Below are 13,999 nucleotides of genomic sequence, written 5' to 3' on the forward strand. Positions count from 1 at the left end.
GATCACCACGGACGAGCGCGAGCGAAACCATGAGCTCCGCGGAGGACGTCGCGCCGTCCGAACGGGGCCTGCCCGCGACCGAGCTCGACGACGTCCCGGCAACGCTGACCACCGACCTGCTCGCTCCCGGAGGCGGAACGACTCACCGCCTGCAGCTCCAGTCCCCGCAACCGCGTCCTGCTCCGACACGGCCAGCCGCTGGTGCTCCACCCGCTCAGAGCTCCGCGAGCGTGCTCTCGGCGCCGAGGAGGGCGGTGACCTCGCTGGAGAGCACTCCGCCGTTGCCGTGGGCGAGCGCGACTTCGGCGCCGCCGACCTGGCGCGGCCCGCAGCCGCCCCGCAGCTGGCGGACGGATTCGATGACGGTGAAGATCCCGTACATCCCCGGGTGGCAGTAGGACAGCCCGCCTCCGTTGGTGTTGACGGGGAGTTCGCCGCCCGGGGCGATCAGGCCGTCGGAGACGACCGCGCCACCCTCCCCCTTCGCGCAGAAACCGAGGTCCTCCAGGAAGAGGATCGGGTTGATGGTGAAGGCGTCGTAGAGCTCGACGACGTCCACGTCCTGCGGGCCCAGCCCGGCCATGTCGAACGCGCGGCGACCGGATTCGGTCGCCGCCGTGACCGTCAGGTCCGGCATGGCGGAGATGTTGCGGTGCCAGTTCGCCTCCCCCGCGCCGAGCAGGTACACCGGTGCGGTGCCGAGGTCGCGGGCGCGTTCGGCGCTGGTGAGCACCACGGCGCCGCCGCCGTCGGTGACCAGGCAGCAGTCCATCGTGGTCAGCGGGTCGCTGATCGTGCGCGCCGCGAGCACGTCCTCGCGGGTCAGCGGATCGCGCAGGAACGCGGCGGGGTTGAGACCGGCCCACTGGCGCGCGGACACGGCGACATCGGCGAGGTGCTCCCGGGTGGTGCCGTACTCGTGCATGTGCCGCGCCGCGGCCAACGCGTACATGCTGATCGGGTACCGCGGTTGGTAGGGAGCCTCGTGGGGGTCCGGTTTGGACGGTGACACCAGCCGGCCGCCGTCGGAACGCTGCGTGCTGCCGTAGGCGATCAGAGCCGTGGTGCACAGCCCCGCGTTGATCGCCGCGGCCGCGTGCAGCAGGTGGGATACGGAGGAGCTGCCGCCGATGTTGGACCCGTCGAGATAGGCCGGCCGGATGCCCAGGTATTCGGCGGTGTCCATGGCGGCCATCGGGTAGTAGGACGAGGCCGTGAACAAACCGTCCACATCGGACTTCGGGATGCCGGCCTCGGCGAGAGCGCGCACCGCCGCCTGCCCGACCAGGTCCAGCGGCGTCAGACCGGACTCGACCTCGCCGAGATCGGACTCGGCCACCCCGACCACGGCAGTGGTTCCCCGCAAACTCACGACCGACCTCCCCTCCGGAACACCGCCACCGGCGCGCCCCCGTCGTCGGCGACGGCGAACACGACCCGGGACCCGATGGCAACCCGGTCCGGCTCGACGTCCTCGATCCGCGACATCATCCGGAACCCCTCGTCGACGTCGACCAGCACCACGTTGTGCGTTCCGCGGCGAGAGAGCACCGCGGTCGTCGAGTAGACGGTTCCGGTGCCGTTGCTGCGGTGCCAGTCCAGCTCACCGCTGCCGCAGCGCGGGCACAGCACACGAGGGCGGAACACCGCCGCCGAACACCCGCGACACCGCTGGAAGCGCAGTTCGCCCCGGGCGAGACCGTCGCGGAACACCGCCTCCGGAGCCGCCCCGGGGGAGTTCGCCCCACCGCTCATCGTTCTTCCCCCTCCTCCGCCAGCACCGCCAGGCAATCCACGGCGACGGCGCCGCAGCCGCGCTCACCGAGCAGCAGCGGGTTGACGTCCAACTCGACGACGTCCTCGGCGAGGTCGTGCGCCAGCCAGGACAGGCGTGCCACGACGTCCGCGGCGGCATCGAGGTCGCGGGGCGGTCGTCCTCGTACCGCACCGAGCACGCTGCTGCCGCGCAGCGACAGCAGCAGGCGCCTGGCCGCGGCGGCATCGAGCGGGGCCACGCCGATCCGGCTGTCCGCGAGGACGTCCACCAGGACGCCGCCGAACCCGACGACCACGACCGGCCCGAACGACGGATCGTGCTTGAGGCCGACGATGAGCTCGGTGCCGGCCCGCACCATCCGCTGCACCAGCAGGCGCGCACCGCGGTCGCCGGCCTCGCGCGCGGTCCGCAGCAGGTCCTCGGCCGCACTCCGCACCGAGTCGGTACCGGACAGGCCGAGCCGCACCCCGCCGATGTCGCTCTTGTGCCCGATGCGGTCCGACGAGAGCTTGACGGCGACGTCCCCGCCCAGTTCCGCAGCGGCGGAAACCGCCGCCTCCGGAGTGCTGGCGGGGAGAGCTCCCGCGCACGGGACGCCGTAGGCCGCGACCACCCGGCTGGATTCGTGCTCGCTGAGCCGGGTCCGGCCCGCGGCCCGCGCTCGCGCGACCACGGTGCGCGCGGCGGTGTCGTCGATGTCGGCGGGGCGCTGCGGATCGGGCAGGGCCGGGCGCAAGCTGAAGTCGACCAGCACTCCCAGGGCCGCTGCCGCACGGCCCGCGTCGGTGTAGCAGGGGATCCCGAGTTCTCGCAGCCGTTGGCGCGGACGGCCGCTGCCGCCGGTCCACACCACGACCAGGGGGCGGTCGGTGGAGCGGTGCGCGCGTTCGATCGCGTCGATGAGCTGCGCGGAGCCCGCGTCCGCGTTCCCGAGCAGGACTGCGATCATGTCGGTGTCCGGGTGCTCCACGGCGACTTCGAGCCCGCGCCGCAGCAAGTCCGGCTCGCTGATCAGCGCCGCGGTCAGGTCGATCGGGTTGCGCGGCGAACCGAAGGCGGGGAGGACCGACGCCATGCGCTGCTGCCACTCCTCGTCCCACGCTCGGACCTCGATGCCGTGGCTGCCGGACACGTCCGACATGAGGACACCGGCCCCACCGGACAAGGACAGGGTCGTCAGGCGACGCCCCCGGGCCCGTCGCCCGGTGGCCAGCACCTGCGCCGCATCGAGCAGCGGTTCCGTGCCGTCGACGCGGACCATGCCGGACTGCCGCACCGCGCTCTCGAACACGGCGTCCTCCCCGGCCAGGGACGCGGTGTGCGACTGCGCCGCGCGCGCACCGGCCGCGGAGCGGCCGACCTTCACGGTGAGGATCGGCTTGTCCAGCTCGTGCGCCCGGCGCGCCACGTCCAGCAGCTGCCGCCCGCGGCCAGCACCTTCCAGGTAGGCCAGCAGGACCTGCGTCCGCTCGGATTCCACCAGCCCTCCCAGGACTTCCGCCACCGAGAGATCGGCCTCGTTGCCGGTGTTGACGTAGTGCGAGATCCCGATGCCCGACTGCTGCGCCTCGCTGAAGACGAACGATCCGAACGCCCCGCTCTGGCTGACGAAGGACACCGGGCCCTCGTGCAGGTCGACGTCCTCGTCCAGCGCCGAGGTGAACGTCGCCACCGCTCGGTCCCGCACGCTCATCATGCCCAGGCAGTTCGGGCCGAGCACCCGGACACCGGTCTCGTCGATCGCTGCTCGCAGCTCCTCCTGCAGCGCCGCGCCGCGAGCTCCGACCTCGGCGAACCCGGCGGCCCCCACGATCGCGACCGGAACTCCGCACTCGGCGCAGGACCGCACCCCCGCGGCCGCTCGTTCGGCCGGCAGCATGATGAACGCGAGGTCGATGTCGCCGTCGATGTCCTCGAGCCTGCTGTAGGCGGGCAGTCCTTGGACGTCGCCGCGGAAAGCGTTGACCGGCAGGATCCGCCCGCCGAAACCGAACCGCTTCAAGTGGTCCACCGGTCGCCCGGACAGCTTGATCGGGTCGTCCGACGCGCCGAGTATCGCGATCGAACGGGGGTGCAGAAGTTTCTCGACGGCCTGCTCGCGCCCGTCGACACCGGTCACGACGTCGGGAGTGCTCACGGCGTTCCCCTTCCCTCATTCGCTGCGTCCCGGGGAGGCCCGGCGCAGGAGCTGCTCGGCGATGCCTCGTCGAGGACGACTTCGGCCGTGTGCGCACCGGCCTGGCCCATCGTGGCGTCCGGGGCTCCGATGCGGACACCGGTGCGGTCGGTTTCGAGGAGGAACACCGGGATTCCCCCGTGCCGTTCGGCCTCCTCGTCGGTGCGGGCGTTGTTCGTGCCGAACATCGACCGCAGCGCGGGAGTCGTGTACCCGGGTTCCACCGCCAACCGGACGTCTTCGCTCATCGACAGCCCGAGGCCGCCGCAGCCCTCGGGCAGGGCGAAACCGGAAAGCCCCACATCGGCGGCGGTGTCGCGCAACCGCTGCGGGACCGCGTCGTTCTCGGCGATCTCGTCCTCGGCCGCCACCACCTCGCCGCGCGCGGAATCGCGGACGGTGCTGAGGACGTCGTCGAACAGGTCCGCATCCATCGCTGCCCCACCTCCTTCGTCCGGTGCCGGGTTCCGCTCGGGTCAGTGCGGGCGGGTGGTGGCGGGATCCTCGCGGGTTTCCGCGGTTTCCGCGCGCTCCGAGGAGGTCAGCAGCGCCCGGGCGCCGAGCAGCGACATCAGCACCGTGATCAGCGCGTAGACCATCACCGGCACGACCGACGTGAACGCGGCGAGCAGGGACTGCATGATCAGCGGTGTCAGACCACCGACCAGCCCGGTCAGCTGGTAGGTCATCGACACCCCGGTGTAGCGAACGGCCACCGGGAACGCCTGGGCGAGCATGCCCGCGAAGATCGCGTAGTACATGACGTCGGGAAGCGTGGCCAGGATGACGCCGGTCGCGGCCGCGGCGAGGTCGCCCGTGCTGATCATCGCGAACATCAGCGGCAGCGCGGGGAGTTCGAGGACCAGCAGCAGGGTGACGGTCTTCCGCGGGTTCCAGCGGCTCGCCAGCAACGCCCCGAACGGTTGGACGAGGAACTGCACCGCTGCGCTGACGAGGAGGACGGCGAGGAAGGTGCTCTTGGCGAATCCGAGCTCCCCGGTGGCCCAGGAAAGCGCGAAAGCGTTCTTGCCGTAGGCCACCGTGAAGATGACGATGGCCGCGCACATGCCGAGGAGGACGGTCCGCGCGTGCGACCGGAACAGCGCGACCAGCGGAACGCGCTCCGTCCTCTCCTCCGCCGCCAACGCCGCCATGGCGGGGGATTCCTCGACGCTCAACCGGACCACGAGCCCCACCATCACGAGAACGGCGGAGGCCAGGAACGGCACGCGCCACCCCCAGCTCATGAACGCCTCCTCCGGCAACGCCTGGGAGACGAGCACGAACACCGCCCACGCCAGGAGCTTGCCCGCGGGAGAGCCCTGCTGGGCGAACGCCCCGAAGAGGAAACCGCGCTCCTTCTTCGCGTGCTCGGTGGCGATCAGCACCGCGCCGCCCCACTCGCCGCCGACGGCCAGCCCCTGCACGAACCGGAACAGCGTCAGCAGCACCGGTGCGGCCGCACCGATCTGGGCGTAGGTCGGCAGCAGCCCGACACCTGTCGCGCTCACTCCCATCAGCAGCAGCGTCGTGATGAGAGTCGCCCTGCGCCCGATCCGATCGCCGAGGTGCCCGAAGACGATCCCGCCCAGCGGGCGGGACAGGAAACCGGCCCAAAAGGTGGCGAAGGAGAGGACGAGGCCGATCGACGGCGGCACCGCGGAGAAGTACAGCGGCGCGAACACCAGGGCCGACGCCGTGCCGTAGAGGTAGAAGTCGTACCACTCGACGGTGGTCCCCACGAACGAGGCCACACCCGCTTTGCGGGCCATCTTCTCGTCCGGTGGAAGAGCACTTCCCCGCATGGCCAATCCCCCTCGCATCTCCTGCGCGCGCCATCGGCCCGCAGGGGCGGTGCACTGGTCCCGCTCACCGGCGGGTCCGCGTGGTTCGGGTCGGGGACAACGGTCGGCATCGGGCCGAATTCCTGGTTGATCCGAAGTTAGAGATCCGAGGGCGTCCCCGTCCAACACGGATGTCGTGCACGCGTGATTGCGCCGCGCGACATAATGCCGCGCGGCCAGGCAAAACGGGGTCCGGGCGCGCCCGCTGCACCGCCGCCCCGGCGGAGCGGGGTCGGGCCTGCGCGGGATCTCCCGCCCCGCGGCTGCAGCGCTGTGCTGCCGCGGAGCGACTAGACTTCTTCGACGACTTCGTCGAGCAGGTCGACGAGGGCGTGCAGAGCCGGATTGGGGTCGTCCTCCCGCCACGCGAGCGCCAGCGGTATCGCCGGCGCATCGCGCAGCGGAACCAGGAGGACTCCCGGCAGTTCGAGGTGCCCGGCGCTCACCGGCACCAGGCCGACTCCGGAACCGGCGCCGACCAGCGACAGGATCGTGTGCGTGTCCGGTGCTTCCTGCGCGAAGTGGGGGCTGAAACCGCACTGGAGGCAGGCGGCCTGCACGACCTGGTTGACCACCGAACCCCGCCCCACGGGGTAGCTGATGATGGGTTCGTCCTTGAGGTCGTGCAGGTCGACCTGGCTGCTACCGGACAGGGGGTGTCCGGTCGGCAGCGCGACCGCCAGGGGATGCCGGTGCAGCTCCCGAACGCTCAGGCCCTCTTCCGCGGGAATCGGCAACCGCAGCAAGCCCGCGTCCACCTCCCGCCGGTTGAGCCGGTCGACGAGCTCGCCCCCGTAGAGGGGGCTGATGATGTCGAAGCGCACGTGCGGATGGCGTTCGCGGAACTTGCGCACGATCAGCAGCAGCACCTCGTAGGAGGTGGGGCCGCTGAAGCCGAGCCGCAGCGAACCGGTCTGCCCGGCCGCGGCCCTGCGAGCCGCCAGCGGGGCGGCGTGCGCGGCGGTCAGCATCTTGCGGACCTCGGCCAGGAAGGCCTCTCCCGCCGCGGTCAACGTGACGGAGCGGGTCGTGCGCCGCAGCAGGGAGACCCCGACTTCGTTCTCCAAGCGCTTGATCTGCTGCGACAGGGGCGGCTGCGACATGTGCAACCGCTGGGCCGCCCTGCGGAAGTTCAGCTCCTCCGCCACGACGACGAACGTCTCAAGGTGGCGCAGTTCCACGCGCACCTCCCGGTTCTGCGGAGTCGTGCTCCCGGCAACGGATGATTGTGCCACCCGGCGTCGCCGCACGTACCCGCGCAGCGCACGTCGTCCGCGGTCGCCGGGACCATCACGCGAACCGCACCGCCGCCTCCGCCACGACCTCCTCCGGAGCGGTCAGAACGGCCATCTCGGCGGATCCTTCCCCCGGTACGCCGGTGATCAGGGCGGGGCTGCCGGCGAAGAGGGGGCGGTGCAGCCGGTAGTCCACCGCGGAGATGCGCGCACCGGTGCGTTCGCGCCGCGCCAGTTCGGTCATCAGCATCACCAGGATCGGCCCGTGCACCACCAGGCCGGGGTAGGATTCGACCTCGCGCGCGTACGGCTCGTCGTAGTGGATGCGGTGCGCGTTGGCGGTCAAGGCGCTGAACCGGAACAGCCGCACCGGGTCCCCGGTGAAGGGCTGCTGCCAGGCAGCTGCGGACTCCGGCCGCTGCTGCGGCGCCTCCGCCTGCGGGCTCTTGGTCGTGCTTTCGCCCGAGCGGTAGACGTAGTCCTGCTCCTCGACCAGCCGCAGGTCGCCTCCCTGCCGGAACTCGCTGCGGACCGTCACGAGGACCATCTCCCCGGACCGGCCGTGCTTGACGGCCACCTGCGACAGCGACGAGGAGCGCTCGGCGGGCGCACCCACCTGGAGCGGCCGGGTGATCGCCAGCCGCCCGCCCGCGAACATGCGCCTCCTGTTCGGGATCGGCGGCAGGAAGTGCCCGTGCACCGGGTGCCCGTCCGCGCCGAGCTCGCTGTGCACCGGCCAGTCCAGGAAGTACACCCAGTGCCACAGCGGGGGCAGTTCCGCGCCGGCGACGAGGTGCTGCGGCACCTCCAACACCGCGGCCAGCGCCCGGCCCTGCTCGGGCGGCAGCGCATCGCTGCTGCTCGCAGTCCCGGGCTCCCACCCCTCCAGGTACGCGTCGAGACCAGGCATCGCTCCCCTTCCCCGTTCGTACCGGCGAGGCGCGCTCCGCGCTCCACCGTGCGGGCACATTTGGCCGTACAATTTGTGCACCGCAACTACACAGGCACGGCCTGCGCGTGTCAACATCCGCCTCGCCCGCGCAGCGGAATCCCCGCACCGCATCGACGATTTCGCTACGGGAGCACGCGTTGACGCGGAACTGATTTGGCCGTACAAATACTTCACGGAAGGTCGCCGAACGCGTGCACGCCCGGCTCGACGACTCCCGATCCCCGGAGCACCGGAAGGAACCATGTCGAGCACCGACTCCCTCGCCCGGTGGGCAGCAGGGCTCACCCCGGACGAGGACGACCTCGCGCTGGCGCAGCGGTCCCTCGTCGACACGGCGGCGGTCACCCTGGCCGCGCGGGAACACCCGCTGGTGCAGATCGCTGCCGAACTGCCGGACGCGGCCCGCTGGGCGTCCATCGGGCACGTGCTGGATTTCGACGACCTGCACATCGACTCGACGACGCACATCAGCGCGGTCATCGCACCGGCGGTGCTGGCCACCGGGGGTGGTGCGCGGGCCTACCTGGCCGGGGCCGGCGTCATGGCCCGGTTGGGCGCTGCGCTGGGGTGGTCGCACTACGCGGCGGGCTGGCACGCCACCTGCACGGCCGGTGCCCCGGCAGCGGCCGCGGCCGCCGGCGTGGCGATGGGGCTGCCCGCGCACCAGTTGGCCACCGCCATGGCCCTGGCGGTGCCGGGCGCGGGCGGCGTGCAGAACGCCTTCGGCACGCACGGCAAGTCGCTGCAGGTCGGGTTCGCCGCGCAGGCCGGGCTCCGAGCCGCGCAGCTGGCCCGGGCCGGTGCCACGGCCGATCCGAGCGCGCTGGACGCGTGGCTGGACCTCGTGGGCGGCAGCACCGCGGCCATCGACACGTCGGGGCCAGCCGTCCCCGGCGGTCTGGCCATCAAGGTCTTCCCGTGCTGCTACGCGATGCAGCGCCCCGTCGCCGCGCTGCGCGCGATCCGCCACGAGCTCGGCGAGGAACCGGTGCAGCAGGTCCTGGTGCGCACGCCGAAGGCGTCGGTGCTACCGCTGATCCACGACCGGCCCCGAACCGGCCTCGAAGGCAAGTTCAGCCTGCCGTACGCGATCGCGACCGCCCTGCTCGACCCCTACCCCGACTTCACCGCCTTCACCGATGCGGCGGTCAACCGCACCGCGGTCCGCGGGCTGCTCGACCGCGTCGAGCAGCAGCTCCACGACGGGGACGGCGACGACCTGCTCACCGGGGAGGTCGACATCGAGGTCCGGACGACCGGCGGCGCGCGACTGCGCACCCGGCTCGCCCGCCCTCCCGGCGCGCCGTCCTGCCCACCGTCGGAGACCGAGTTCGACCACAAGCTCACGAGCTGCGGGCCCGATGTCGCCGACCTCCTCGCCGGGGCCACCTGGGAGTCCGTCGGCGAGCTGCTGCGCAGCACCTTCCCCGGCTCCCGGGAGCGGAGCCCGTGACGGCACCGCAGCCGGCGGGCCGGCTCCGAGCACACGACCGCACCTGAGGACGGGAACACGCCCATGAGCACCGCGGACATCCTCGAAGAGCACGAGCGACTCGTCGTCGAGACCGTGCGCGACTTCGTCGACAAGGACGTCAAGCCGGTCGCCGCCGAACTCGAGCACGCCAACACCTACCCCGAAGCCCTCATCGAGAAGATGAAGCAGCTGGGCGTCTTCGGGCTGGCGATCCCCGAGGAGCACGGCGGCACGCCGGTGTCGACGCCCTGCTACGTGCTGATCACCGAGGAGCTCGCCCGCGGCTGGATGAGCCTCGCCGGAGCCATGGGCGGGCACACCGTCGTGGCGAAGCTGCTGCTGCACTTCGGCACCGAGCAGCAGAAGGACCAGTACCTGCCGAGGATGGCCACCGGCGAGGTCCGCGCGACGATGGCGCTGACCGAACCCGGCGGCGGCTCCGACCTGCAAGCCATCACCACCCGGGCGCGCCGCGACGGCGGGGAGTACGTCGTCAACGGCACCAAGACGTGGATCACCAACTCGCGGCGCTCGCAGCTGATCGCCCTGCTGTGCAAGACCGATCCCGAGGCGACGCCCGCGCACGAGGGCATCTCCGTCCTGCTGGTCGAGCACGGCCCCGGGCTGACCGTCTCGCGGGACCTGGACAAGCTCGGGTACAAGGGCGTGGAGAGCTGCGAGCTGTCGTTCGCCGACTACCGGGCACCGGTCGAAGCCGTGCTCGGCGGCACCGAGGGCGCGGGCTTCGCCCAGATGATGAAGGGGCTGGAAACCGGGCGCATCCAAGTCGCCTGCCGAGCGCTGGGCGTCGGCCGGGCCGCGCTGGAGGACGCGTTGCGCTACTCCCAGCAGCGCGAGAGCTTCGGCAAACCCATCTGGAAGCACCAGTCGGTCGGCAACTACCTCGCCGACATGGCCACCAAGCTCACCGCTGCCAGGCAGCTGACCCTGCACGCCGCCCGCGAGGCCGACGCGGGCAGGCGGGTGGACATGGAAGCGGGCATGGCCAAGCTGCACGCCTCCGAGACAGCCATGGAGATCGCCCTCAACGCGGTGCGCATCCACGGCGGGCACGGCTACTCCACCGAGTTCGACGTCGAGCGCTACTTCCGCGACGCGCCCCTGATGATCGTCGGCGAGGGCACCAACGAGATCCAGCGCAACGTCATCGCCTCCCAGCTGGTCGCGCGGGGCGGGCTCGATGCGTGATCCCCGCGGTGGCGGTGCGGCACCGCGCGAGCCGCGCCATCGACTACGGTCGTGGACGAGGAGGGGGTGAGGCGGACATGTCCGCGACGACCGGCGACGACAACGGCCGGGAAACGGCCTACACCAGGCTCGCGCGGCAGCTGCGCACCGCCATCCTGCAGCACGAGTACCCCGACGGCGTCCGCCTGCCCACCGAGGCCGAACTGGCCCGGTCGCACCGGGTCAGCAGGCAGACCGTCCGACGTGCTTTCCAGGACCTGGTCAGCGAGGGGATGGTCTACCGGGTGCCGGGCCGCGGCACGTTCGCCGCACCCCGCGAAGAGCAATACCTGCGCCAGTTCGGATCCGTCGACGACCTCATGGGCCTGTCACTGGACACCACCCTCGAGCTCGTCGCGCCGCTGCGGCGCCAGATCGACCTCGACGCCGCGGGCAGGCTGCACCTGCAGTCCGACCGGGTGCACAAGCTCGCCTTCCTGCGGCTGCACGAGGACGTCCCGTTCTGCCTGACCACCGTCCACCTGCCGCCCGCCGTGGGCGGCCTGGTCGAGGAGGTCCCCGAGCTGAACGAGGTCGGCGCCCGCAGCCGGGCCACCATCATCGGGCTGCTCGACGACCGGCTCTCCGACCCGATCGCCGAGGCCGAGCAGAGCATCACCGTGGCCGCGGCCGACGCCGGCACCGCCCGGCACCTCGGCTGCGAACCCCACCGGCCGCTGCTGCGCATCGACCGCATGTACCGCAGCGCCGCGGGGCAGGCCGTGGAGCTCGCCGTCAGCTACTTCCTGCCCGAGCACTACTCCTACCGCGTCAGGCTCCGCCGCAACGTCCGGTAACGGCCGGCAGCCGGCTCGCGGTCCGGGAAACCCCCGTTCAATACACTGGTCAGCTGTGGACCTGAGGCCCGTGCACACGCCCACCAAGAGTGAGGCCGCCTACCACGCGCTGCGCAGCGCGATCCGCAACGGCGAGCTGCGGCCCGGGCAGCGCGTTACGCTCAACGAGCTCGCCGGGAGCCTCGAGATGAGCCTGACCCCGGTACGCGAAGCGCTGCGGCACCTGGCCAGCCAGGGCCTGGTCGAGCAGCAGCCGAACCGGGGGACGGTCATCGCCGAGTACACCCTGGAGCGGGCCCGCGAGATCTACCGGCTGCGCCGGGTGCTGGAGCCGCTGGCCGCGGAGCTGTCCGCCACGCACGCCACCGAGGACGACCACCGCGAGATCGCAGCGGCGCTGGAGGACCTCGACCGGGCCGTCTCCGCGGGACGTGACGCCGAGGTGCCCGCCCTCAACGCCGTGCTCCACAACCGCATCTACGCCGCGGCGCGCTCGCCGTACCTGCTGGAGTTCATCGACAAGCTGTGGAACGGCGTCCCGTTCCAGGCGATCAGCCTGGCCGACCGGCAGCAGCGCTCCGCCGAGCAGCACCGCGCGATCGTGCGCGCCGTCGTCCGCGGCGACCCCGCCGAGGCGTCCCGGCTGATGCACGAGCACATCTCCGAGGCCGCCGAGGAGACGTTCCGCCAGTTCGAGACCGCCGGCGGCGAAGGTACCCCCGCCGGCGGGCGTTGACGCTCCCGCTCGCCCCCGCGCCAGGCCGCAGAGGGGCGCTGCGGCTGCTCACCGCCGTGAGCCGATGGTGAGCGGCGGCCCCGCCGGATCGCTGAAGAAGTCGCCGCCCTTGTCGTCGACCACGACGAACGCCGGGAAGTCCTCGACCTCGATCCGCCGGACGGCCTCCATGCCCAGGTCCGAGTACTCCAGCACCTCGACCCCGCGGATGCAGTCCCGGGCCAACCGGGCAGCCGGACCACCGATGGACCCCAGGTAGAAACCGCCGTGCCGCCTGCAGGACTCGGTGACCGCGGCGGAGCGGTTCCCCTTGGCCAACATGACCAGCGAACCGCCCGCGGCCTGGAACCGCTCGACGTAGGAGTCCATCCGGCCCGCCGTCGTCGGCCCGAACGAGCCGGAGGGGCAGCCCTCCGGCGTCTTCGCCGGTCCCGCGTAGTAGACCGGGTGGTCCCGCAGGTAGTCGGGCATCGGCTCGCCCGCGTCCAACCGCTCGGCGATCCTGGCGTGGGCGATGTCGCGGGCCACCACCAGCGGACCCGACAGCGACAGGCGGGTGGCCACCGGCAGCCGGGACAGCCGCTCGCGGATCTCGGCCATCGGCCGGTCGAGGTCGATGTGCACCGCCTCCCCCGTGCCGAGATCCTCCTCGGTGGTGTCCGGGAAGTACGCGGCGGGGTCCTGCTCCAGCCGCTCCAGGAAGACCCCCTGCTCGGTGATCCTGCCCTTGGCCTGCCGGTCCGCCGAGCACGACACCGCCAGCGCGACCGGCAGCGACCCGCCGTGCCGGGGCAACCGCACGACCCGCACGTCGTGGCAGAAGTAGCTCCCGCCGAACTGGGCGCCGATCCCCAGCTCCCGCGTGATCTCCCAGACCTCCTGCTCCCACTCGCGATCCCGGAACCCGTGCCCCAGCGGTGAGCCGTGCTCCGGCAGCGCGTCGAGGTGGTGCGCCGAGGCGAGCTTCGCGGTCTTGAGCGCGTGCTCGGCACTCGTGCCTCCGACCACCAGCGCCAGGTGGTACGGCGGGCAGGCAGCAGTTCCCAGCGACCGCAGCTTCTCCTCGAGGAACGCCCGCATCCGCTCCGGCCGCAGCAGCGCCTTGCTCTCCTGGAACAGGAACGACTTGTTCGCCGATCCCCCGCCCTTGGCCATGAACAGGAACTCGTACTCGGCACCGGCGGTGGCCTCCAGGTCGATCTGGGCGGGCAGGTTGGTGCCGGTGTTGACCTCCTCCCACATCGACAGCGGCGCCATCTGCGAGTACCGCAGGTTCAACCGCTCGTAGGTATCCTGGATCCCCCGCGCGAGGTGCCGCTGGTCGCGCTCATCGGTCAACACTCGCTGCCCGCGCTCGCCCAGCACGATCGCCGTGCCGGTGTCCTGGCACATCGGCAGCACTCCCCCGGCCGAGATGTTGGCGTTGCGCAGCAGGTCCTTGGCCACGAACCGGTCGTTCGGCGAGGCCGCCGGATCGGCGAGGATGCCGGCGAGCTGGCGCAGGTGCGCGGGGCGCAGCAGGTGCGCGATGTCGGCGAAGGCCGTGGCGGCCAGCATCCGCAGGACCGCGGGATCCACCGTCAGGAAGGTCCGTCCCGCGGCGTTCTCGACGCCCACCCCCTCCCCGGTGAGCATCCGGTACTCGGTTTCGTCCGGTCCCAGCGGGAGGAGCTCGGTGCCAGCGGGATCCACCATCGTCGTCCTCCGTCCTTCCTCGGCTCGCCGGCACTCCGGAAGCGGCGCCCGCCCCCTCGCGGAGG

At 71.9% G+C, this 13,999-nt stretch carries 12 protein-coding genes; 4 read left to right on the plus strand and 8 right to left on the minus strand.

All coding sequences use genetic code 11. The annotated features are described in order from the left end of the window. Positions 1 to 214 precede the first annotated feature (214 nt). The 7 genes from ACYVJE_RS21705 to ACYVJE_RS21735 form a co-directional block, all read right to left on the minus strand. Positions 215 to 1,372: a thiolase gene (locus tag ACYVJE_RS21705; protein ID WP_461145909.1), complete on the minus strand. Its 1,158-nt coding sequence runs from the start codon at positions 1,370 to 1,372 to the stop codon at positions 215 to 217. Next, complete coding sequence (locus tag ACYVJE_RS21710; RefSeq protein ID WP_461145910.1) at positions 1,369 to 1,755, minus strand: Zn-ribbon domain-containing OB-fold protein; 387 nt, start codon at positions 1,753 to 1,755, stop codon at positions 1,369 to 1,371. The genes ACYVJE_RS21705 and ACYVJE_RS21710 overlap by 4 nt, the downstream gene beginning before the upstream one ends. After that, complete coding sequence (locus tag ACYVJE_RS21715) at positions 1,752 to 3,914, minus strand: acetate--CoA ligase family protein (RefSeq protein WP_461145911.1); 2,163 nt, start codon at positions 3,912 to 3,914, stop codon at positions 1,752 to 1,754. Before ACYVJE_RS21715 ends, ACYVJE_RS21710 begins: the two co-directional genes overlap by 4 nt. Further along, positions 3,911 to 4,387, minus strand: coding sequence for an acyl-CoA dehydrogenase family protein (locus ACYVJE_RS21720; RefSeq protein ID WP_461145912.1), 477 nt, complete (start codon positions 4,385 to 4,387; stop codon positions 3,911 to 3,913). The genes ACYVJE_RS21715 and ACYVJE_RS21720 overlap by 4 nt, the downstream gene beginning before the upstream one ends. 42 nt (positions 4,388 to 4,429) lie before the next feature. Beyond that, complete coding sequence (locus ACYVJE_RS21725; RefSeq protein ID WP_461145913.1) at positions 4,430 to 5,758, minus strand: MFS transporter; 1,329 nt, start codon at positions 5,756 to 5,758, stop codon at positions 4,430 to 4,432. Between the two features lie 329 nt (positions 5,759 to 6,087). Next, positions 6,088 to 6,978, minus strand: a complete 891-nt coding sequence (locus ACYVJE_RS21730) for a LysR substrate-binding domain-containing protein (RefSeq protein WP_461145914.1) — start codon at positions 6,976 to 6,978, stop codon at positions 6,088 to 6,090. A gap of 109 nt (positions 6,979 to 7,087) precedes the next feature. Beyond that, entirely contained in the window at positions 7,088 to 7,942 is an 855-nt protein-coding gene (locus ACYVJE_RS21735; protein WP_461145915.1) for an HTD2 family dehydratase, read from the minus strand. A 283-nt stretch (positions 7,943 to 8,225) separates the two neighbouring features. Here ACYVJE_RS21735 and ACYVJE_RS21740 point away from each other — a divergent pair, with 283 nt between their 5' ends. From ACYVJE_RS21740 to ACYVJE_RS21755, 4 genes are all read left to right on the plus strand, one after another. Then, the gene (locus ACYVJE_RS21740; protein ID WP_461145916.1) at positions 8,226 to 9,437 is read left to right on the plus strand and encodes an MmgE/PrpD family protein; all 1,212 of its coding nucleotides are present in this window, start codon (positions 8,226 to 8,228) and stop codon (positions 9,435 to 9,437) included. 63 nt (positions 9,438 to 9,500) lie between these two features. Further along, positions 9,501 to 10,667, plus strand: a complete 1,167-nt coding sequence (locus ACYVJE_RS21745; RefSeq protein WP_459156274.1) for an acyl-CoA dehydrogenase family protein — start codon at positions 9,501 to 9,503, stop codon at positions 10,665 to 10,667. 77 nt (positions 10,668 to 10,744) lie between these two features. Continuing rightward, on the plus strand, positions 10,745 to 11,503 hold the full coding sequence (locus ACYVJE_RS21750; protein WP_461145917.1) for a GntR family transcriptional regulator: 759 nt from the start codon (positions 10,745 to 10,747) through the stop codon (positions 11,501 to 11,503). Positions 11,504 to 11,558: 55 nt separating this feature from the next. Continuing rightward, positions 11,559 to 12,239 (plus strand): GntR family transcriptional regulator, encoded by a 681-nt coding sequence (locus tag ACYVJE_RS21755; protein ID WP_461145918.1) that lies wholly within the window; start codon positions 11,559 to 11,561, stop codon positions 12,237 to 12,239. A 48-nt stretch (positions 12,240 to 12,287) separates the two neighbouring features. Here ACYVJE_RS21755 and ACYVJE_RS21760 read toward each other — a convergent pair whose 3' ends face one another. Further along, the gene (locus ACYVJE_RS21760; protein ID WP_461145919.1) at positions 12,288 to 13,934 is read right to left on the minus strand and encodes a fumarate hydratase; all 1,647 of its coding nucleotides are present in this window, start codon (positions 13,932 to 13,934) and stop codon (positions 12,288 to 12,290) included. Between the last annotated feature and the right edge of the window lie 65 nt (positions 13,935 to 13,999).

Source organism: Salinifilum aidingensis (genome assembly GCF_054782015.1).